This window comes from Deefgea piscis (assembly GCF_019665785.1).
GTDB lineage: Bacteria > Pseudomonadota > Gammaproteobacteria > Burkholderiales > Chitinibacteraceae > Deefgea.
The window spans coordinates 766,950-789,694 of the sequence record NZ_CP081149.1 but is presented as its reverse complement, the minus strand read 5'-3'; the positions used below and the strand labels follow the sequence as shown (position 1 = coordinate 789,694).

Sequence of the window (22,745 nt, the reverse complement as noted above, 5' to 3'; positions counted from 1 at the left end):
CGCGACGTAATTTTCAGCAATTTGTCATCGCTATTCACTGCAGGAGCACTCAATTTATGAACCTTGATCGCCCAAATACCCGAAAAATCGCCATTGTGGATGATGACGACGCGATTCGCGACGCGCTTTCTTGGTTGTTCTCAACGCGAAACCATCAAGTCAATACCTTTGCCAGCGCCGAAGATTTGTTAGCCAGCTACCGCCCAGAAGATTACGGTAGTCTCGTGCTTGATGTACGGATGCCGGGCATGGGCGGCTTGGAGCTATTTAATAAGCTACAAGCGTTTAACTATTGCCCACCGATTATTTTCCTTACCGGTCACGGTGATGTGCCAATGGCGGTGGCGGCACTCAAACAAGGCGCTGCCGACTTTATCGAAAAACCATTCTCTGACAATGACATTGTTGATTTAGTCGAAAGCTGCTTATCGCAAGATCAGCTTAGCCGCGAAGAATGGCAAACCCGAACTGCAGTTGATCAGCGTTTGGCCTGCCTAACGCCGCGCGAGCGCGAAGTGATGAAATTGATACTCACGGGTCGTTTGAATAAACAAATCGCCGATGATTTGTCGATTTCGATGAAAACCGTCGAAGTGCATCGCGCGCGGATTTTAGAAAAAATGCAGGTTAAAACTGCAATGGAACTCGCAGCGCGCTTACGCGATGCCGGCGTAGAACCACATTAATACCGTATGACCATGTAGCCCATATTTATTATGGGCTACAACTCAATACCTAAAGGATTTTGTTGTGTTAATGCTTATTTCTCCAGCCAAAACGCTGGATTACACTCGCCCCACGCCAGCGGGTTTACCGCAGACGACGCCAGATTTTTTAGCGCAATCGCAGCAATTGATCGACGTCTTACGTCAAAAAACGCCCGCCGAGATTGCCAAGCTGATGAAACTGTCAGATCCCTTAGCAACGCTCAATTTTGGCCGTTATCATTCATGGCAAGCCAACTTTAATCCCGAAAACGCCAAAGCGGCAGTATTGGCTTTTATGGGCGATGTGTATACCGGTCTGGCAGCCGAGCAGCTCTCCATCGAGCAACATGCTTATCTAGCGCAACATCTGCGTATTTTGTCGGGTTTATACGGGCTATTGCGCCCACATGATTTGATGCAAGCCTATCGCCTAGAAATGGGCACCAAGCTGAGCAATCCGCGCGGCAAAAATTTATACGATTTCTGGGGCGACACCATTACCGAAGCGGTCAATGAGCTTGAGCAGCAAGAGATTGTTAATTTGGCCAGCGAAGAGTATTTCAAAGCGATTCGCCCAGCAAAATTAAACGCGCCAGTGATTACGCCGATTTTTGAAGACTTTAAGAATGGCCAATACAAAATCATCAGTTTCTACGCCAAACGTGCGCGTGGCCTAATGGTGCGTTACGCCGCGCTTAATGCCATTACCCATGCTAATGATTTGAAGCATTTTGATTTAGATGGCTATGCTTTTGATGCCGACAATAGTGAGAAGCAACGCTGGGTTTTCCGCCGAATGGCAGAGTAAGGCAATATTCAGATGTTGATGCTGTGCCGCGCTCGTCGAGCTGGGGCTTAAAATCCCGTTTAAGCGCACCGAGTGAGTCAGAGACAAACGGTTTTATCGTTTGGCTCACGACAATCGAGGGCACAGCGGAGCTGGGCGTGATCAAAAGCGCCTTTCTTTCCCCCTCTTTCTTTGGCGAATCAAAGAAAGAGGGTCCCCGTCGCGGACTGCGACTGTAAAACAATGTGCCGCAGGCACTTAAAACCATCAACACCAAATTTGAACATTACCCAGAAAAATACGACAGGTATATCACCTTATCGCTTATTCAACATAGCCTAGCAAGAAATACCCAAACAATAAAAAAAACCGCACCTGTTAACTGGTGCGGTTTTTTTTATTGCGACAGGTGACGATGACTTACTTGGCCACGTTACCGGCGATATTCAAAACATTCCACGTTCTGGCAAATGGCGGTGCGTAAATGAAATCCATAAAGCCCAGCTCTTCAACCGTAATGCCGCTATAAACTGCGACAGCCAAAGCATCGACGCGGTGCACCGCACCACCGAGATAAGCGCCACACACTTGGCCGCCGAGTAAACGGCGCGTGCTGCGCTCATAAATCAGTTTGACCCACATTTCACTTTGCGCTGCCACGTAATCGGTGTGGTTTTTGTCTTTAATCCAGACGGTGCCATAGTCGATATTTTGCTGCTGCGCTTCTAACTCAGTAATTCCAGTGCGGCCCGCTTCAATATCAAATACACGGATACCGCTTGAGCCTAAGGTACCCACAAATTGACTTGGCTGCCCAGCCATGACTTCACCCACAATACGGCCTAATTTATTGGCCGTCGTGGCCAATGGAATATACGCCGTACCGCTGATGCGGTGCGGTACTGTCGCGCAATCGCCTGCAGCATAAACATCAGGCAAATTGGTTTGGCACTGGGCATCAATCACAATCGCGCCTTGCTCGGACAACGTTAAACCACTGCTCGCTAAAAAGTCAGTATTAGGTTTAAACCCTGCTGCGACGATCACCATATCGGCGGGATATTGGCCCAGATTACTCACCACGTGATGCACGCGGCCTTGTTCGCTCACCAGTTCCGTCACCATTTCGCTATTGCGTAGATTCACGCCATGGCGCTGGAGTGATTCTTCTAAAATTGCACTGATTTCAGCATCAAAAATTGTTTCGAGCACCCGACCTGATAGACCAATCAAAGTGACGTTTTTGCCCTGTTCACGCAATGCTTCGCTGGCCTCAATACCAATAAAGCCATTGCCAATCACGACGACGTTTTGCACTTGCTCTAACTGATCGACGATCAGTTGCGCATCGCGCTTAGAGTGCATCGTGAAGACGTTTTGTGTCTTTAAACCTTGAATCGGAGGCTGTACTGGCGACGCGCCAACCGCAATCAACAGCTTGTCGTAGGTAAAGGTTTGCGTTTGTTGCTCGGCATTGACGGCGGAAACGGTTTTACTGGCCGCATCCAGCCCAGTTACGGTATGAAAACAGCGCACATCAATGCCAATTTTGGTGAATTCCGCCAAAGAGCGCGCCGTCATTTGCTCGATGTCTTTAAATTCGCCACCCACATAATAAGGAATCCCGCAGGCACCAAATGACACCACATCGCTCTTTTCAAGCACCGTGATGTTGGCGGTTTTATCAAATTTTAAAATTCGTACTGCCGCCGACATCCCTGCTGCATTCGCACCCAAGATTAAATAATTCATTGTGTTACTCCATGGATTGCGAGCCATCGGCTCTCATTTCAATTCATACACTCATCGGCTTGGCCGATTGAGCGCTAAAAACAATTCGAGCGGCAAGGTCGCATCGATGCTCGATACCCCTATGCCGCTCCGCTCTATTTAACTCAATTTAACTTAAACTTCTTCGCTATCTAAACCGGCATTCGGGTCATTAAACACCGTCATATCCATAAGGCCCATTTCGCGATCCGTAGCAACGGCAGCAGTCATGGTGCCAGATACATTGGCCAAGGTACGAGCCATATCGATCACCGGATCAATCGCTAACACCATACCAATCAGTGCAAAGTGCTCACCCATGCCCATACCCGACAAGGCAATCGTTGCGGCTACGGTTGCCGTACCTGGAATACCGGCGATACCAATTGAACCAATCGTCACCACAATCAACATCATGATGTAAAACTGCATATTGGTTTCAATCCCCACCATATGCGCCACCATCACCACGATCATCGCAGGAAAGAAACCGGCACAACCATTCATACCAATCGTACTACCTAATGAGCCCACCAAGTTTGAAGTGCCACTATTCACACCCATACGATTGGTCAGCGTTGAAATCGTCATCGGCAAAGTGCCCACAGAAGAACGACTGGTAAACGCCATCAACCAAGTACCGATTGATTTTTTAACAAACATCACCGGTGAAACGCCATGCAAAGCCACAATAATGACGTGCAACAGCATAATCAGCGCCATCGCAATATAAACCGCAGCGACAAAACTAGAGACTTCTAAAATCGCAGGGATACCATTGCTGACAATAGTGCGGGCTAACAAGGCCACCACGGCATATGGCATAAATTTAATCACGGTCATTGCAACCGACATCACGATTTTATGCAGGCCGAAAATCAAGGTTTTAAACGCGCCAATCACTTCTGGATTTTTCTTTTCCATTCGGGTTGCAGCAATACCCAGCAAGGCAGAGAAAATCACTAAGCCAACAATGTTTTCACCGTGCATCGCAACGACGATATTGCTTGGAATCAAACGAACTAGCGTATCAACCAAATTGGTATATTGCTTGATTTCTGCCGCACCGGTAGCAGCACTCACGCCATAACCCAAGCCAAATGCGTTGGCCAATACGATACCGAGAACACAGGCGATTGCAGTCGTAAACAGCAACCAGAAAATCCCACGGAAAGCGATTTTTGGTAAGTCTTCTTTACCCGAAAAATCTAGAATCACTTTGACGATGGAAACAAAAATCAAAGGAATCACCAGCATACGGATGAAGGCAATAAATGCACGACCGGCTAAGCCATACCATGTTGCGGTTTCTTGCATCCACGTGTTGGCTTGCATTGGAAACCCAACCGACGCTTGCACTAGCAAACCCAACCCAGAGCCCAGCACTAAACTCACCAACATGCGCTTAGAGAAATCAATTTTTTTGTTTTGTAATTGTTTTAATACCCAGAACGACGCCAGCAACAGCGCAATCGCAATCAGTGTTTGATAGTGGGTTATTGATAAGAAATTCTCAAAAAAAACCCCATGAAATATGGCGTGGCTTGTGTCATGCATTGTTAGTGCCTCTTTTTACAATAATTAAAGCGTTTTTTAATTCATCATTATCTGAATGACGGAAATCGAGCATGTCGTTTATGGCAAGGCATTGAGTCTGTGAGGCTTTCATTACCCAACCAAACAATCTTTAGCATCATGTAATCTTGCGGTTTACATGCCCCCAATCAGTTCCCTAGCACCAAGATAAAGGGATTAGCACTGAATTCACTTGACCCAAATCAAGTCTATGGCCGTTTCTGAAAAAAAACATTCATGACGATAATTTATTATTAAACCAAGACTTGGGCTTGAGCATCGCTCTATCATCTCATTAATAGAGCGGCGAAGATCATTGATTTCTATGTAAAAATGAAGCAAATCGCCGTTACTCAAACCATAAACAGCAAAGAACAAGCGACTCAAAGACATTGTTTTGATTGGTTTTTTATTAAAAAGATTGTTAGAATCTTAACAAGATAAATTTCATTTAGTCACTTCCACCATGAAAATACAGATTGATGCCGAGTTACTCGTGAACTTCATTGCCGGCGTATTAGGTGAGGACTCTGAGGTCGTAGTGCATGACCTTTCCAATATCAACGCCTCCTTGGTTGCAATTAGCAACGGCCATCTCTCTGGACGTCAAGTCGGTGCACCCGCCACCGATTTAGCTTTACGTATGGTGCAAGAGTATCGCCAATCGGACGGCGTTAGCTATAAGCTCAATTACCGTAGCAAAACCCATCGAGGCGTGTTACTGCGTTCTTCAACACTGATTATTAATGGGGAAGACGGTGAACCCACCGCGATGTTATGTATCAATACCGACGATAAAAGATTGCTCGATTTACAAGAATCAATCCGTAAATTGCTGCCCAACGAGCCAGAACAAACTCATCAAGAATCACTCTCGATGTCGGTCGATGATGTTGGCCAAGATATTTTGCAAAGCGTACTGGAGCAATATCCAATAGCCCCAGCAAGGATGTCTGCCGAAGAAAAATCGCAGGTCGTTAAAGATTTAGAGCAGCGAGGTTTATTTTCGATTCGCGGTTTTGTCGCCAAAACCGCCCATATCCTCGAAATTTCCGAACCGACTTTATATCGCTATTTGAAAAACGGTTAAAGCCTTAGCGTCTATTGGCTACTCAATCGAGCCCTACGTTTATCAATGATGGCGCCGCCGGCCAAACTAAGTCGCGCTGACTGCTAAACTGCCGCGCCTCGCCGGTAATCGGGTCGACAAATTCAATCGTTCTGGCCAACAATTGCAGCGGCGACGAGAAATCGTTGCCTTTATCAGGCATCAGCTCTGGATACCATGCATCGTTAACGATCGGAATCCCCAATCCGGCCAGATGCACACGCAGCTGATGTTTACGCCCAGTGTGTGGCGCAAGACGGTAATGCGCATATTCGCCACGTTGTTCAATCAGCTCAATTGCCGTTTCACTATTGGGTGCGCCCACAACTTCCTGCACGGTAAATGCGTCATCACGATTTTCGATACGGCTGTGATGTACATAGGGCAAAACTAAATCGCGGCGAAATCCAGCGATGGCTTCATAGGTTTTTTGCACTTGCCGCGATTCAAATAGCGCGTGATAAGCATGGCGATGCGCAGGCTGTTGGCAAAACAAAATTACGCCTGCGGTTTCTTTATCCAGCCGATGCAAGGTGGTAATTTCAGGATTATCCAAACGCTGCCGCAAACGTGTTTGCAGATTTTCTAGCGCGTAACGCCCAACGGGAGTCACCGGTAGAAAGTGCGGTTTATCCACCACCAGCAAAATATCGTCTTGATACAGAATGGTTTCGGCAAATGGCACGGTGAGCGGTTCGGGCTGCGGTCGGTAATACCACAGCACCGTACCGGCACGGTACGGAGAATCGACACCATACGGCGTGCCAGCTTCATCGACGACTTCACCGCGCAGCAAACGGCCACGGATATCGTCCGCAGCGACGTGCGGAAAACGCGCAATCAAAAAGTCCAGCACCAGCGGCCAGTCACCTTGTGGCAGACCAACAAAACTCGGCGCGATGCCGTCTTTATGCGGAATCGGCGCGATGGGTTTAGCCATTGATCGGCCTCGCATTGAAAATCCGACGCAGAGACGCAGAGGCGCGGAGAAAAAGATGAACACTAATTTCATCAGGAATCAGCGAGACGATGCAGAGGTACTCCCCGCCCTTGCTTTTCCTCTGCGTCTCTGCGCCTCTGCGTTGAAAGATTTTTTCTTGAAGCATTAACGTACCTTATTTGGTCCACGGCGGCCGCGTTGTTTCGGTTTGCCGGCCGGTTTTGGTGTCGGAACATGTACCGCAGGCACACTCATTTCGATCCACTTGCCCAATTCAATATCATCGAGGGTATAAGCGCCTATCGCATAACGAATAAGACGCAGCGTTGGATACCCTACTTTCGCGGTCATCCGCCGTACTTGACGATTTTTGCCTTCGGAAATTTTTATTTCTAGCCACGATGTTGGAATCGCGGCACGCTCACGAATCGGCGGCACGCGTGGCCAGATTAACTCAGGTTGCTCAATTAGACGTGCCTCGGCGGGCTGCGTTTTAAAATCACCCAAATCCAAGCCCCCCGCGCGCAAAGCCGCCAGCGCGGCATCGTCGGGGATGCCTTCGACTTGCACCCAATAAGTTTTAACCAGTTTATGCTTCGGGTCGGTAATTTTGTGCTGTAAAGCACCATCCCCCGTAAGCAAGAGCAACCCTTCTGAGTCGGTATCTAAACGACCAGCAGGATAGACTGCTTTCACGGAAACGTAATCAGCCAAACATTGATGCGGTGGGCTCGGTGAAAACTGGCAAATAACACCGTAAGGCTTGTTAAATAAAATCAATTTAGGCATGGCAACAATTGTCTAGTAAATCTTGGCAGAATGGCGATAAACCTGTGATAATAGTTCGGTTTTTACCGCGACAAAAACTTTAATAAGCTTGCGGTGAACGTTTTCAACCACTGAATTCACAGGTGTGCCCGATGAGTCTAATCAAAGTCCCACAAGGGGGCGAAAAGATCGTTCCTAACCTAGCAACGCCAAACAATCCTATCATCCCATTTATCGAAGGTGATGGTATTGGCGTGGATATCACCCCAGTAATGATCGATGTTGTCGATGCCGCTGTGAAAAAGTGCTACGGCGACGACCGTAAAATCCACTGGATGGAAATCTATTGCGGCGAGAAAGCCTCTAAATTGTACGCTGATGGCTCATATCTGCCACAAGAAACCCTCGATGCCTTAAAAGAATACGTGGTTTCAATTAAAGGCCCATTGGCAACGCCAGTAGGCGGCGGCATCCGTTCATTGAACGTGGCATTGCGTCAAAACTTGGATCTTTACGTTTGCTTACGCCCAGTGCGCTACTTCCAAGGCGTACCATCGCCAGTGAAGCACCCAGAACGCGTTGACATGACGATCTTCCGTGAAAATACCGAAGACATCTACGCCGGTATTGAATGGGACGCTGAGTCTGAAGGTGCGAAAAAAGTTATCGAATTCTTACAAAAAGAAATGGGCGTAACTAAAATCCGTTTCCCAGAAACTTCATCGATCGGTATCAAACCGGTATCGAAAGAAGGTACTGAGCGTCTGGTTCGCAAAGCCATCCAATACGCTATCGACAACAACCGTCGCAGTGTTACCTTGGTTCACAAAGGTAACATCATGAAGTTTACCGAAGGCATGTTCCGTACTTGGGGCTATGAACTCGCGAAAAATGAATTCGGCGCGGTTGAGATCGACGGTGGCCCATGGATGCAACTACCAAACGGTATCGTCATCAAAGACGTGATCGCTGATGCATTCTTGCAACAAATTTTGTTGCGTCCAGCAGATTACGATGTGATTGCCACATTAAATCTAAACGGCGACTACATTTCTGATGCCTTGGCCGCAGAAGTGGGTGGTATCGGTATAGCTCCAGGCGCGAACTTGTCTGACAACATCGCTTGCTTTGAAGCTACGCACGGCACGGCACCAAAATACGCTGGCCAAGATAAAGTGAACCCAGGTTCAATCATCTTGTCGGCTGAAATGATGTTGCGTCACATGGGCTGGACTGAAGCTGCTGACAAAATCATCGAATCAATGGGCAAAGCCATTGCCGACAAGCAAGTGACTTATGACTTCGCTCGCTTGATGGACGACGCTGAAGAAGTATCTTGCTCGGCCTTCGGTAAAGCCATGATCGAACGCATGTAAACACAATGCGTGTTTGATATTAAAACCCCTGTCAATGGCAGGGGTTTTTTACTTTTATGTACAAAATTTGCGTCACTCCACAACAAAAAACCCGCCGAAGCGGGTTTTTGTTTTTCACTTAAAGCGAAAATTAAGCAGCTTGGATGTTACCAGCTTGCTTGCCTTTCTGACCTTGAGTGATATCGAAAGAGACACGTTGGCCTTCTTTCAATGTTTTGAAGCCTGGCATGTTGATCGCAGAGAAGTGAGCGAAAAGATCTTCGCCGCCTTCGTCTGGAGTAATAAAGCCAAAGCCTTTAGAATCATTGAACCACTTAACAGTACCTAATGCCATGTTGAGGACATCCTGAATAACAAAAATAAAATAAATTGCCGATCGTACTAAAGTACAAAACCGGTAAACCGGTTTGTCGTGGGCATCCCAAAACAAACATGTATAACTTTTTACGCCACTTTGACATATAAGGTCAAGCATAAATAATAGATACGCGGCACACTGTGGTATTGCATTCACGCTTGAAAAAATCGTGGTGAGCGCCAAAATAAAGATTGAATAGGGACTAAGATAAAACAATGGCGATCCAGCATCAGAACGATACCGAACTCAAAGACGCAGCAGTTCGAACTGCACCACCACCGATGTGGCAGGTGGTGCTACTCAATGACGATTACACTCCAATGGACTTCGTGATTGATGTGTTACAGCATTTTTTTGCAATGCCAAGCGAAAAGGCCAACCAAATTATGCTGAAAGTCCACACTGAGGGTCGTGGTATTTGTGGGGTTTATCCTCAAGATATCGCGGCAACGAAAGTAGCTGAAGTTACACAGTATGCTCGGGCGCATCAGCATCCGTTGCAATGCATTATGGAGGTGAGTCAATGATCGCCCAAGAACTTGAAGTTAGTCTGCACATGGCGTTTATGGATGCCAGACAAAAGCGCCACGAATACATTACTGTGGAGCATTTATTGCTAGCTCTGCTCGACAATCCTTCTGCCATTGACGTTATTAAAGCGTGTGGCGCCAACTTAGATGAGCTGCGCCGCCAGCTTGGGGATTTTGTCACTGAGCATACGCCCGTGGTTTCAGGTACGAGCGAAGTTGAAACCCAGCCCACAATCGGCTTTCAACGCGTCATTCAGCGCGCGATTTTGCACGTCCAATCCTCTGGCAAAAAAGAAGTCACTGGCGCTAATGTGCTAGTGGCTATTTTTGGCGAAAAAGACAGTCACGCCGTGTATTTTCTGCATCAGCAAGGTATTACCCGTCTTGATGTGGTCAATTACATTGCCCATGGCATTAGTAAATCAGCCAGTAGCCAACCGGCAACGCCTCGTGCCGAGCCCAATGAGGATGGAGAAACAGAGGCTACGCCTGGGGGCGCATTAGAAAGCTACACCCAAAATATGAATGAGCAGGCTCTAGCCGGAAAAATAGACCCGCTCATTGGTCGCGATGCTGAGCTTGAACGCGTCATTCAAACTTTATGCCGTCGCCGCAAAAATAACCCACTCCTCGTCGGCGAAGCGGGCGTAGGAAAAACCGCTATTGCCGATGGCTTGGCGCGTTGCATCGTCGAAGGACAAGTTCCTGATATTCTGGCCGATGCCACGGTCTATACGCTAGATATGGGCGCACTCTTAGCCGGCACCAAATATCGCGGTGATTTTGAGCAACGCCTCAAAGCAGTCATTAAACAACTCGCAGACGAGCGCAATGCCATCCTATTTATTGATGAAATTCATACGCTCGTTGGTGCTGGTGCGGCTTCTGGTGGCACACTTGATGCGTCAAACCTACTGAAACCGGCGTTATCCAATGGCACTTTAAAATGCATTGGTGCCACCACCTACAATGAATATCGCGGTATCTTTGAAAAAGATAATGCCTTATCACGTCGATTCCAAAAAATCGATGTGGTTGAACCGAGTATTGAGCAAACCATTGAAATTTTAAAAGGTTTGAAAGATAAATTTGAACAGCACCATGGTGTGAAATACACCCAAGCGGCACTCAGCACTGCAGCAGAATTGTCTGCAAAATACATCAATGATCGCCATTTACCAGATAAAGCCATTGATGTGATTGATGAAGCTGGCGCTGCGCAAAAAATATTACCGCGTTCAAAACAAAAGAAAACCATTGGCAAAGGTGAAATCGAAGACATTATTGCTAAAATTGCTCGGATTCCGCCTAAATCGGTATCGAGTAATGATAAAGACACGCTGAAAACACTCGAGCGTGATTTACGTAATGTCGTTTTTGGCCAAGAAAAAGCGATTGAAGTGCTCGCTACATCGATCAAAATGGCTCGAGCTGGCTTAGGCAATCCGTTGAAGCCCATCGGCTCATTCTTATTTTCTGGGCCAACAGGCGTTGGCAAAACTGAGGTTGCCCGTCAATTAGCCTATACGATGGGCATCGAGCTGATTCGTTTTGATATGTCTGAATATATGGAACGGCACGCTGTTAGTCGTTTAATCGGTGCGCCACCGGGATATGTTGGTTATGAACAAGGTGGTTTACTCACTGAAGCCGTAAATAAACATCCCTACTCGATTTTATTATTGGACGAAATCGAAAAAGCACATCCGGATATTTATAACGTTTTGTTGCAGGTGATGGATCATGGCACCCTCACCGACAATAATGGCCGTAAAGCCGATTTTCGGAATGTCGTCATTATTATGACCACCAATGCTGGTGCCGAAATGCTGGGTAAATCTACCATTGGCTTTACCAATAAAAAAGAAGCGGGCGATGAAATGCAAGAAATCAAGCGCCTGTTTACGCCAGAGTTTCGCAATCGCATTGATGCCATCATTCCTTTTGCTTCATTAACGCATAGCATCATTTTGCAAGTGGTCGAAAAATTCCTCATGCAACTCGAAGCACAATTGCACGAGAAAAAAGTCGAAGCGCATTTCACAGATGCTCTCAAAGACTACCTAGCCAAACACGGTTTTGACCCGCAAATGGGCGCGCGCCCAATGGCTAGGTTGATTCAAGATACCATTCGCAAAGCACTAGCCGATGAGTTGTTATTTGGACGTTTAGCTGGCGGTGGACAAGTCACCATTGATATTGATAATGATGGCAAGGTATTGCTCAATCTACCTGAGCGAGAAAAGGTTTCAGCTTAATACCAGCTCTCATGTAATAAAAAACCCGCAGACTTAAAATCTGCGGGTTTTTTATTATGTCGTGCCAAATTGTTTTATTGTGCCGTATTTTCTTTTTGCTGAACCACCACCAAGTGCGATGGCGTCGGTGCTGGAAATGTCGCCAAGGTATCTAAAATCGCTTTATTTGCTTGGAAGTAAACTTGCCAATAATGATCATTATGGCAATATGGACGCACGGCCAGTACTGGGCCAACGAGTTGAAACTCAAGTACTTCAACCTCAACACCGGGCTCAACCATCACATTTGGAATCTTCGCAATCGCTTCTTTCAGCAAGGCAATCGCTTTTTCCGCATCAGCGGCACCAGAGAGCTGCGCTTTCAAATCCACTCGACGATATTTAGTTGCGGTGTAGTTTTGAATGTTATCAGTAAATATTTTATTGTTACCGACAAAAGTCAGCACATTATCTGGCGTCATAATTGTTGAAGAAAATAACCCCACTTCATGTACTACACCCGTTACCCCACCCGCAGTGATCATGTCTCCGACTTTAAAGGGCCGTAATACAATTAAAAATGCCCCACCAGCAAAATTAGCCAACAACCCTGACCACGCCATACCGACAGCAAGACCCACAGCTGCAAGTAAAGCCGCAAAAGTCGTGGTTTGAATGCCGAAGTAACCCAAAATACCAATCACTAACAACACATTCAACAAGACGGTCACAGCAGAGCCAACATAGCGTAAAACAGTGGCATCGACTTTTTGCCGGACTAAACCGGCTTGAATAAACCGCACCACCATGCCAATAAGCCAGCGACCGATAACCCAAAAAGCAATACCGGCGATAATTTTTACACCAAACTCAGCAACATATCCCATGATGATATCTTGATATTTGCTAATCAAGCTTGTATCCATCTTAATCTCCAATGTAAGTGCCACTGAGTGGCAACATCAAAAGACTATCTGATATGTATAAAAGAGCAAATCATTTACCCTCTTGGGTGGTTAGTTTGATGCAATGTTTTCAATCTGGCTGATGCAACCTGCGTGTAAATTTGAGTTGTTGTTATGTCAGAATGGCCCAGTAACATCTGTACCACCCGCAAATCAGCGCCATGGTTCAGTAAATGAGTGGCAAATGCATGCCGTAAAACATGCGGGCTAAGTAGTTCTGCCGGAATATTTGCCTGTACTGCATATTGTTTAATAATAAACCAGCAGCCTTGCCGAGTAAGTGGCTCGCCACGTTGATTTAAAAACAACGTGGCTTGCGCGGCATTTTTAAGCAGCAATAAACGCGCCTCAGTCAGGTAACGACTGAGCCATTGTGCCGCCCACTCACCAATAGGTACTAAACGCTGTTTTCCGCCTTTACCATTCATAACCCGAATATATTTTTCACGTAAGAAAAGCTGATTTACCGACAGCTCAACCAACTCGGTCACGCGTAATCCTGTGGCATACATTAATTCAAGCATGGCTCGATCGCGCAAACCGGCAGCAAGATTGACGTCTGGAGCGGCTAATAAGGCCGCAATACTCGCCTCTGGTAAGGCTTTAGGTAATGGTCGAACTCGACGTGGCGAGCTTAATTCAGCGGTTGGGTCGACAGTAATCTGGCTAATAAGCAATGCTTGCCGATAAAATTTACGCAAGCTGGCCATTCGCCGCGCTAAAGTCGATGCCTTCATATCGCGCGATTGCCGAGCTAAAAATGCCTGCATCGCATCTCGATCAGCAGTCAATAAACCTTGTTCACGCTCACTGGCGAGCCAATCAGCCCAAATCAGTAAATCTCGACGATAACTCTCAATGGTGTTGCTCGCCAAACCATCTCCGAGCCAAATCGCGTCTAAAAACTGATTAATCAACGCCATCTCACTATCGGCGATCATTGGCAAAGGCGCTTTATTGGCCATCAATTACACCTTCATGCTGTAATAACCAGCGCTTGATCGGCAACCAATCAAGGCCATTTCGGTTGGCATTAAAACCGCCAAGTCCATGCATAGCCACCACTCGATGACAAGGAATCACCAATGGAATCGGGTTACGCCCGCAGGCACCACCAATCGCCCGTGGGCTTGATGTACAACGCCGAGCAATCTCGGAGTAAGTCAGCACTTCACCCGCTGGAATCTCTGCGATGGCTTGCCATACTTTCAGTTGATGCGGTGTACCATTGAGTTGATAAGGCAAATCAAAAACAAATTTAGGCTCATTAAAATAAGCCAAAATCTGCCGTTTTGCCTCTTGCAATAAGGGGTGATGACCTGCTTGTAATGGCGTTTGGGCAACCAGAAAATCCACTGCGCTTAAAAAGTCCCCATTCAAGCTCAAACCAACTCGCCCAAAAGGCGTCGCAATCACTGCATCAGACGGTATGCTAAGCACAATCATAACTCCATAGGTATATGAAGCAAATCCTTACAAAATATTGGATACAGGTATATACCAACAATTAATCTTGTAAAGATTGCCACAATGCATCCAATAAGACGTTACTTTGATCTTCAGTGTACTCCCAAAACATAGCACCAGCTAAGCCGTGCTGTTTCACATATTGTCCTTTCAGGGCTATCGACTCAACATCTTCATAACTAATAAATTCATCGCCATCAAACAACCATGGCGCTTGTGCTGATTCGTCCCAATGCCGAGTAAAACGACCGCTAGGGATAAGCTCATGCGCAATTTTGTAATAACTATGCGTACCATTCGATTGCGCACGCCCCTCAGCGCCTAAACCAGGACTTGCCACACCCAATAAACTACGGCCATAAAATGGACAACCCAATACCATTTTTTCTGCAGCAACACCATGATCGAGAAAAAGCTGCACACCTCGGTCAGCACTATCACCACTAGGATCATGCGCAGCGGTCAATAAATTAGCATGATGCCCTGCACGAGTGGCCCAACCATTATAAAAATCGTAAGTCATCAAGTTAATAAAGTCGCACTGCGCCGCGACTTTCTCGAGCTCAACGCCCTCCAAATAATATGTACCTACCCCGGCAGCAATGGTTAGCAAATAGGGGGGGTTACCTTCCATTTGCGCGGAGGCCTCATCTAAATGAATCCGTAATGAGCTCAGCATTAAAGTAAAATTCTGCCGATCTTCTGGTCGCGCTTTAATGCCTGCCATCGCATTGCTTGGATATTCCCAATCCAAATCAATACCATCAAATTGATATTTCTGCATAAAGCGCAGTGTCGAACGGCTAAATTGCTCACGTGATGTCTCGGTTAACGCAGCATCAGAAAAACCATCAGCCCCCCAGCCGCCAATCGATATCAAGATTTTTAATGCTGGATTTCTAAGTTTTAATTGCTGCAATTGCGCGCATATTTTCTGACAATACGCTTCATTACTAAGCTGTGGATCAGCAGCATCTTGCTCAATCACTTCGCCATCCACTACTTTGGCAAAGGCATAACAAAGATGCGTTAACTTTTCTACCGGCAAAGCACTGATATCACAATGCTGCCAACTTGCTAAGTACGCCAACATAATTCGAGACATCTGCAACCTCGTTAGACCATGAAAGACCCGAATCACACTACCCAATAATTAGCTTACATTCTATGCACAATAACCAATTTAAAGTGCTGCGATCACCGTCATTTCTACCTTGTAACGGGGATCAGCTAACTTAGCTTGAACGGTTGCTCTGGCTGGCGTATGCCCTTGAGGGACCCATTCACCCCAAGCTAAATTCATCGCATCAAAATCAGCCATATCAGTGATAAAAATTGTAACCTGCAAAATTTTTGTCTTATCTGAACCTACTTCTGCCAATAAGCGATCAATACACGCCAAAACTTCAACAGTTTGTCCTAAGGCGTCTTTGTCTAAATCTTCAGCAATTTGCCCTGCCAAATAAACGGTATTGTTATGCACTACGGTTTCACAAAGACGAGGGCCAACATGGTAACGCTGAATAGATGACATTGTTTTATTCTCCAAAATGAATATAAAAAGGCGAACCCACGGTTCGCCTTCAATTAATGATGACACTATTTTAAAACTTTTTTCTTAAGCAATCGCACGTAATCGCAAAGAAAAATCACGTAAAGATTGAATACCGCTATTTTCTGCGCGTGTGCACCAATCTTGCAACTGCAAAACTAATTCATGACGATTCAACGTTGATCGCTCCCAAATACGAGTTAATTCTTGCCGCATTTGATATACCTGCTCCAACACTTTACTTTGCGTCAAAATTAATTCCAAATGAATTTTATCGCTAGCCGAAGTATCTTTTGCATCTTGCTTTAACCAAAGCTTCATGCGTTTTGTAATATCAAAACTCATTGAAGGCAAGGCAGCAGTTGCCGATAAATGCTCAATCTCTGCAGCAACAGTTTGTTTCAAAGTACGCGCATAATGCGCGGCAATTGCATATCGATTGGCAATAATAGCTTGTAAGACATGCTCATCGAGCTCGGGACGAATGCTGGTAACTTTTAATTTAGGTGCGACTTTACGAATTTTTGCTAAACCCAAAATAGCCATCGTCCGGATATACAGCCAACCAATATCAAATTCAAACCACTTATAAGATAACTTCGCTGAGGTACCAAATGTATGATGATTATTATGTAATTCTTCTCCGCCAATCAAAATACCCCAAGGGATTAAATTCGTCGAAGCATCTTCAGTTTCAAAATTACGATAGCCCCAATAATGCGCAAATCCATTGATAATTCCTGCTGCTGTCACAGGAATCCATAACATTTGTACGGCCCAAATCCAAATACCATTCACCCCAAATAGTAATAGATCTATGACTGCCATTAAAGTTGGTCCCCAAGATGCATAGCGCGAATACAAATTACGCTCTAAAAAATCATCCGGAGTGCCATGCCCATATTTTTGCAATGTTTCTAAATTGGCGGCTTCTGCCCGATACAACTCCCATCCCTGCCAAAATACTTTACCAATACCCAATATCTGTGGGCTATGTGGATCTTCGGCACTCTCACACTTGGCATGATGCTTGCGATGAATTGCTGCCCACTCCTTTGTTACTTGCGCCGTTGTTAGCCACAGCCAGAAACGAAAGAAATGGCTAATCAATGGGTGTAAATCAAGAGCACGATGCGCTTGATGCCGATGCAGGTAAATCGTTACCGATGCAATCGTAATATGCGTTAGCGCGAGGACGACTAATACATAACCCCACCACGGTAAAACAACCATTCCATTAAGCCATTCCATTCCATCTTCCTTGTGCAAGGTTTATGCCATTGCGATTAAAAATAATCGAATGCTGATTTTACTCAGCATTACTCAAAAACAACAGCATTACACATTTGAATTGGGTAAAACTGATCCGGGTAGAATCGTAATATCACGCCGAGGATAAGGAATCTCAATATTATTTGCTTTGAATGCCCGCCAGATTTTCATATTTAAATCAGACTTCAAACCCATCTGTCCATTTTCTGGATCAGCCAGCCAAAAACCTAACGTCAAGTTAATACCACTATCGGCAAATGCAGTCACAAATGCACCTGGAGCGGGTTCTTTCAAAATACGAGATTCATCTTTAGTAATCTCGGTCATAATACTCATGACTTGATCTAAATCTGAGTTATATGCAACTTGAATAGGAAGTCCAACCCAGACTGAACGATCGTTATAAGACTGATTCACGACTGTTTGAGAAATTAAAGTGTCATTTGGCACCAAGGCCTCAGTACCATCAGGTGCTTTTAAAACAATATAGCGAGAAGTTAAGCCACTAATAATTCCCTGGCGATTATCAACTGAAATTAAATCGCCTAATTTAATCGAGCGATCCAAAAGAATAATAAAACCAGAAACATAATTAGAAGCAATTTTTTGTAAGCCAAAACCCAAGCCGACACCTAAAGCACCACCAAATACCGACAGCACCGTTAAATCAATGCCGACCATTGATAAAGAAGCAAGTACCGCCAAAACAACTAAAAGCGAACGCATTACCTTAACCAGCACAACACGAACGTTCATATCCATAACATCTGTAGACATTAAACGTTGCTCGATTAGGCGGCCAATCCACATTGCAATCAGTAGCGTCGCACCAACCGACAATAAACCCTGAATTACGGTAAGTATGGATATATGCACTTTCCCAGCATCAAAACTAATTGTATCTAAAGCTTCTAAAATTTGCGGCAAAATGCCGACAACGTGCAATACATAACCAATCCAAATAATTGCAGCAATATATCGCTCCCAACGTTGGACCCAAGTCGCTCCTTCAAAAGTTCTTCGAATAATATAAACAAGAATTCGAATATTAACTAAACCAACCATCAATAGATTAGCAAGACGCAATAAAGAGCTAGTTTGCCCTTCGAATATTTGGTAAGTAATATTGCCAAGAGTAACTAAAATCAACGCTAAAACAGGAAATAATAAACGCTGCACACCATCATTAGCTAATTGCCAACGGAAATTTTTTGCTGCAATACGTTTTTTTGAACGATTTACAATTAAAAAAGCTAGACCCCAGCATGACAATAAAACAGCAATTTGTAATAAAAACTCTGTACTAAAAAAACCTAAATGTTTAATGTCCTTAACGACATTGAATAAAACATTTTCTGTATTTAAACTCATTCATCACCTCTAATTTTCTTCAGTGTCTGGGTCGTAGAAGTATCAAATAAAAATGGAATCGAATGTACAAACCCACCTCTGGCTAAAACTTCACGACTACCGACGATCTGCTCTAATTGCCAGTCGCCGCCTTTAACAAGAATATCCGGCTGGACACAATCAATTAAATTAAAAGGCGTATCTTCATTAAACCAAGTAACTAGATCAACCGCAGCTAAACTAGCGATCACTGCAGCACGATTAGCCAGAGGATTAATTGGCCGATCATCCCCCTTACCTAAACGACGCACCGACTCGTCAGTATTCAATGCAACAATCAGACTCGCCCCCAGCGCACGAGCCTGCGCCAGATAAGTCACATGACCACGATGTAAAATGTCAAAACAGCCATTAGTAAAAACCAAGGGGCGTGCTAATAACTGAATTTTCTCTGCCAATAACTCTGGCGGGCAGATTTTACTTTCGAATTCAGGCGTAGAATAAATAGGTAGAGCGTTTTGCATTAAAGCCCCTTTGATTTAAATATTAATTTTGGCTGTTAAGTTCTGAATACTAACCTAAGTTAAAGTTATCACACCAATAAAATAAGAGCGATGAACTACATATTTAAATGTAGTTCATATCTATTTGATAGTGTCCTCCAGTAAAAGTAAAGGACAGCAAAAAGCCCGACTCTTTCGAATCGGGCTTTCTACTTATAGGGAAGTCTGGCAATGACCTACTTTCACACGGGCAATCCGCACTATCATCGGCGCTGAGGTGTTTCACTGTCCTGTTCGGGATGGGAAGGAGTGGGACCACCTCGCTATGGTCGCCAGACAAAAACTTGTCTGATGCAACTCTTTCAAGTCACACGAGAGTTATCGCATTCAGCCGCTATCTTTTCAGACCACAACCTACAGCGCTAACTCGTAAAATCAATAGAAGAAGTAATTATACTACACTTTCCAACAACAACACTTGGATTGATTATATCCATCGTCGCACTACGCGCTTCAGGTTATAGGATCAAGCCTCACGAGCAATTAGTATTGGTTAGCTTAACGCATTACTGCGCTTCCACACCCAACCTATCAACGTCCTGGTCTCGAACGACTCTTTAGAGGATTTAAAACCCTAGGGAAATCTCATCTTGAGGCAAGTTTCGCGCTTAGATGCTTTCAGCGCTTATCTCTTCCCGACTTAGCTACCCGGCAATGCCACTGGCGTGACAACCGGTACACCAGAGGTCAGTCCACTCCGGTCCTCTCGTACTAGGAGCAGCCCCTCTCAAATTTCCAACGCCCACTGCAGATAGGGACCAAACTGTCTCACGACGTTTTGAACCCAGCTCACGTACCACTTTAAATGGCGAACAGCCATACCCTTGGGACCGGCTACAGCCCCAGGATGTGATGAGCCGACATCGAGGTGCCAAACTCCGCCGTCGATGTGAACTCTTGGGCGGAATCAGCCTGTTATCCCCGGAGTACCTTTTATCCGTTGAGCGATGGCCCTTCCATACAGAACCACCGGATCACTATGTCCTGCTTTCGCACCTGCTCGACTTGTCGGTCTCGCAGTTAAGCCGCCTTTTGCCATTACACTATCAGTACGATGTCCGACCGTACCTAGGCGACCTTCGAGCTCCTCCGTTACAATTTGGGAGGAGACCGCCCCAGTCAAACTGCCTACCATGCACGGTCCCCGATCCGGATAACGGACCAAGGTTAGAACCTCAAAGGGGTCAGGGTGGTATTTCAAGGACGGCTCCACAGAAACTAGCGTCTCTGCTTCAAAGCCTCCCACCTATCCTACACAAACCACTTCAAAGTCCAATGCAAAGCTACAGTAAAGGTTCACGGGGTCTTTCCGTCTAGCAGCGGGGAGATTGCATCTTCACAAACACTTCAACTTCGCTGAGTCTCGGGAGGAGACAGTAGGGCCATCGTTACGCCATTCGTGCGGGTCGGAACTTACCCGACAAGGAATTTCGCTACCTTAGGACCGTTATAGTTACGGCCGCCGTTTACTGGGGCTTCGATCAAGAGCTTGCACCCCATCAATTAACCTTCCAGCACCGGGCAGGCGTCACACCCTATACATCCACTTTCGTGTTGGCAGAGTGCTGTGTTTTTGATAAACAGTCGCAGCCCCCATTTCTCTGCGGCCTTATATAGCTCCAAACGCAAGGTTCTTCACCAATAAGGCACACCTTCTCCCGAAGTTACGGTGTTAATTTGCCGAGTTCCTTCTCCCGAGTTCTCTCAAGCACCTTAGAATACTCTTCCTACCCACCTGTGTCGGTTTGCGGTACGGTTCAATATAAGCTGAAGCTTAGTGGCTTTTCTTGGAAGCAGGGTATCAGTTACTTCATCACCTAAGTGAATCGTCATCATGCCTCAGCGTTAACAGCGTCCCGGATTTGCCTAAGACACCCGCCTACACACTTAAACCAACTATTCCAACAGTTGGCTAACCTAACCTTCTCCGTCCCCACATCGCACTTATATCAAGTACAGGAATATTAACCTGTTTCCCATCGACTACGCATTTCTGCCTCGCCTTAGGGGCCGACTCACCCTGCGCCGATGAACGTTGCGCAGGAAACCTTGGGTTTTCGGTGAGGGAGCTTTTCACTCCCTTTATCGCTACTCATGTCAGCATTCGCACTTCTGATACCTCCAGCATCCTTCTCAAGACACCTTCACAGGCTTACAGAACGCTCCTCTACCATATGCCATAAATGGTCATATCCGCGTCTTCGGTTATCAATTTGAGCCCCGTTACATCTTCCGCGCAGGACGACTCGACCAGTGAGCTATTACGCTTTCTTTAAATGATGGCTGCTTCTAAGCCAACATCCTGGCTGTCTGTGCCTTCCCACCTCGTTTTCCACTTAATTGATCATTTGGGACCTTAGACGGCGGTCTGGGTTGTTTCCCTCTTGACCCAGGACGTTAGCACCCCAGGTCTGTCTCCCATGCTCGCACTTGACGGTATTCAGAGTTTGCCATGGTTTGGTAAGTCGCGATGACCCCCTAGCCATAACAGTGCTTTACCCCCGTCAGTGATACATGAGGCACTACCTAAATAGTTTTCGAGGAGAACCAGCTATTTCCAAGTTTGTTTAGCCTTTCACCCCTATCCACAGCTCATCCCCTAACTTTGCAACGTTAGTGGGTTCGGACCTCCAGTGCGTGTTACCGCACCTTCATCCTGGCCATGGATAGATCACTTGGTTTCGGGTCTACGCCCAGCAACTATGCGCCCTATTCGGACTCGGTTTCCCTACGCCTCCCCTATTCGGTTAAGCTCGCTACTGAACGTAAGTCGCTGACCCATTATACAAAAGGTACGCAGTCACCCCATTTTTCAAGGGCTCCCACTGTTTGTATGCATCCGGTTTCAGGTTCTATTTCACTCCCCTCCCGGGGTTCTTTTCGCCTTTCCCTCACGGTACTGGTTCACTATCGGTCGATGATGAGTATTTAGCCTTGGAGGATGGTCCCCCCATCTTCAAACAGGATTTCTCGTGTCCCGCCCTACTTCTCGTACGCTTAGTACCACAATTGACTTTTCATATACGGGACTATCACCCACTATGGTTGGACTTTCCATTCCATTCTATTAAGTCTACTGCTATCACGTACAGGCTCTTCCCATTTCGCTCGCCACTACTTTGGGAATCTCGGTTGATTTCTTTTCCTCCGGTTACTTAGATGTTTCAGTTCACCGGGTTCGCTTCGCTAGACCTATGTATTCAGTCTAGGATGACCCAAAAGGGCCGGGTTTCCCCATTCGGAAATCGTGGGATCAAAGCACTTTGCCAGCTCCCCCACGCTTATCGCAGGCTATCACGTCCTTCGTCGCCTATCATCGCCAAGGCATCCACCAGATGCACTTATTCGCTTGATCCTATAACCTCAAACACGTAAAACGTATCTCAGATTACTGAAATCGTATTTGCGACTTGCAAGTGA

Annotated in this window: 19 protein-coding genes and 2 rRNA genes; 6 read left to right on the top strand and 15 right to left on the bottom strand. The window is 46.0% G+C overall.

What is annotated here, in order from left to right:
• The first annotated feature begins 56 nt into the window (after positions 1-56).
• Complete coding sequence (locus tag K4H25_RS03790) at positions 57-686, top strand: response regulator transcription factor (protein WP_173533130.1); 630 nt, start codon at positions 57-59, stop codon at positions 684-686.
• Positions 687-750: 64 nt separating this feature from the next.
• Entirely contained in the window at positions 751-1,515 is a 765-nt protein-coding gene (gene yaaA, locus K4H25_RS03785; RefSeq protein WP_221022075.1) for a peroxide stress protein YaaA, read from the top strand.
• A gap of 399 nt (positions 1,516-1,914) precedes the next feature.
• Here yaaA and K4H25_RS03780 read toward each other — a convergent pair whose 3' ends face one another.
• Both K4H25_RS03780 and K4H25_RS03775 read right to left on the bottom strand, forming a co-directional pair.
• Positions 1,915-3,246: a CoA-disulfide reductase gene (locus tag K4H25_RS03780; RefSeq protein WP_221022074.1), complete on the bottom strand. Its 1,332-nt coding sequence runs from the start codon at positions 3,244-3,246 to the stop codon at positions 1,915-1,917.
• Positions 3,247-3,399: 153 nt separating this feature from the next.
• Positions 3,400-4,821: a cation:dicarboxylate symporter family transporter gene (locus K4H25_RS03775; protein WP_221022073.1), complete on the bottom strand. Its 1,422-nt coding sequence runs from the start codon at positions 4,819-4,821 to the stop codon at positions 3,400-3,402.
• A gap of 484 nt (positions 4,822-5,305) precedes the next feature.
• Between K4H25_RS03775 and K4H25_RS03770 the strand changes: the two genes are divergently transcribed.
• Positions 5,306-5,929: a helix-turn-helix transcriptional regulator gene (locus K4H25_RS03770; RefSeq protein ID WP_221022072.1), complete on the top strand. Its 624-nt coding sequence runs from the start codon at positions 5,306-5,308 to the stop codon at positions 5,927-5,929.
• A gap of 22 nt (positions 5,930-5,951) precedes the next feature.
• Here K4H25_RS03770 and K4H25_RS03765 read toward each other — a convergent pair whose 3' ends face one another.
• Positions 5,952-6,887, bottom strand: a complete 936-nt coding sequence (locus K4H25_RS03765; RefSeq protein ID WP_221022071.1) for a pseudouridine synthase — start codon at positions 6,885-6,887, stop codon at positions 5,952-5,954.
• A 165-nt stretch (positions 6,888-7,052) separates the two neighbouring features.
• Positions 7,053-7,676, bottom strand: coding sequence for a pseudouridine synthase (locus K4H25_RS03760; protein ID WP_221022070.1), 624 nt, complete (start codon positions 7,674-7,676; stop codon positions 7,053-7,055).
• Between the two features lie 131 nt (positions 7,677-7,807).
• Here K4H25_RS03760 and icd point away from each other — a divergent pair, with 131 nt between their 5' ends.
• Positions 7,808-9,031: an NADP-dependent isocitrate dehydrogenase gene (gene icd, locus K4H25_RS03755; RefSeq protein ID WP_221022069.1), complete on the top strand. Its 1,224-nt coding sequence runs from the start codon at positions 7,808-7,810 to the stop codon at positions 9,029-9,031.
• Positions 9,032-9,161: 130 nt separating this feature from the next.
• Here the strand turns inward: icd and K4H25_RS03750 are convergent, their stop codons facing one another.
• A complete protein-coding gene (locus K4H25_RS03750; protein ID WP_173533122.1) occupies positions 9,162-9,365 on the bottom strand; it encodes a cold-shock protein in 204 nt (67 codons plus the stop codon).
• A gap of 239 nt (positions 9,366-9,604) precedes the next feature.
• Between K4H25_RS03750 and clpS the strand changes: the two genes are divergently transcribed.
• On the top strand, positions 9,605-9,916 hold the full coding sequence (clpS, locus tag K4H25_RS03745) for an ATP-dependent Clp protease adapter ClpS (protein ID WP_173533121.1): 312 nt from the start codon (positions 9,605-9,607) through the stop codon (positions 9,914-9,916).
• Positions 9,913-12,177, top strand: coding sequence for an ATP-dependent Clp protease ATP-binding subunit ClpA (clpA, locus tag K4H25_RS03740; RefSeq protein ID WP_221022068.1), 2,265 nt, complete (start codon positions 9,913-9,915; stop codon positions 12,175-12,177). The genes clpS and clpA overlap by 4 nt, the downstream gene beginning before the upstream one ends.
• A 74-nt stretch (positions 12,178-12,251) precedes the next feature.
• Here the strand turns inward: clpA and K4H25_RS03735 are convergent, their stop codons facing one another.
• The 10 genes from K4H25_RS03735 to K4H25_RS03690 form a co-directional block, all read right to left on the bottom strand.
• Positions 12,252-13,082, bottom strand: coding sequence for a mechanosensitive ion channel family protein (locus K4H25_RS03735; protein WP_173533119.1), 831 nt, complete (start codon positions 13,080-13,082; stop codon positions 12,252-12,254).
• 74 nt (positions 13,083-13,156) lie between these two features.
• Complete coding sequence (gene xerD / locus K4H25_RS03730; protein ID WP_221022067.1) at positions 13,157-14,086, bottom strand: site-specific tyrosine recombinase XerD; 930 nt, start codon at positions 14,084-14,086, stop codon at positions 13,157-13,159.
• Positions 14,076-14,561 (bottom strand): methylated-DNA--[protein]-cysteine S-methyltransferase, encoded by a 486-nt coding sequence (locus tag K4H25_RS03725; RefSeq protein ID WP_255587985.1) that lies wholly within the window; start codon positions 14,559-14,561, stop codon positions 14,076-14,078. Before K4H25_RS03725 ends, xerD begins: the two co-directional genes overlap by 11 nt.
• A gap of 67 nt (positions 14,562-14,628) precedes the next feature.
• Positions 14,629-15,693, bottom strand: a complete 1,065-nt coding sequence (locus K4H25_RS03720) for a glycoside hydrolase family 18 protein (RefSeq protein WP_221022065.1) — start codon at positions 15,691-15,693, stop codon at positions 14,629-14,631.
• Positions 15,694-15,771: 78 nt separating this feature from the next.
• Positions 15,772-16,122 (bottom strand): RidA family protein, encoded by a 351-nt coding sequence (locus K4H25_RS03715; RefSeq protein ID WP_173533116.1) that lies wholly within the window; start codon positions 16,120-16,122, stop codon positions 15,772-15,774.
• Between the two features lie 84 nt (positions 16,123-16,206).
• Positions 16,207-17,391, bottom strand: coding sequence for a DesA family fatty acid desaturase (locus K4H25_RS03710; RefSeq protein WP_221022064.1), 1,185 nt, complete (start codon positions 17,389-17,391; stop codon positions 16,207-16,209).
• 87 nt (positions 17,392-17,478) lie between these two features.
• Complete coding sequence (locus K4H25_RS03705) at positions 17,479-18,783, bottom strand: mechanosensitive ion channel family protein (protein WP_221022063.1); 1,305 nt, start codon at positions 18,781-18,783, stop codon at positions 17,479-17,481.
• Positions 18,780-19,286, bottom strand: coding sequence for a D-glycero-beta-D-manno-heptose 1-phosphate adenylyltransferase (gene rfaE2 / locus K4H25_RS03700; RefSeq protein WP_221022062.1), 507 nt, complete (start codon positions 19,284-19,286; stop codon positions 18,780-18,782). The genes K4H25_RS03705 and rfaE2 overlap by 4 nt, the downstream gene beginning before the upstream one ends.
• 202 nt (positions 19,287-19,488) lie before the next feature.
• Positions 19,489-19,602: ribosomal RNA gene (rrf, locus tag K4H25_RS03695) — 5S ribosomal RNA — on the bottom strand.
• 185 nt (positions 19,603-19,787) lie between these two features.
• Positions 19,788-22,680: ribosomal RNA gene (locus K4H25_RS03690) — 23S ribosomal RNA — on the bottom strand.
• Positions 22,681-22,745: the final 65 nt, after the last annotated feature.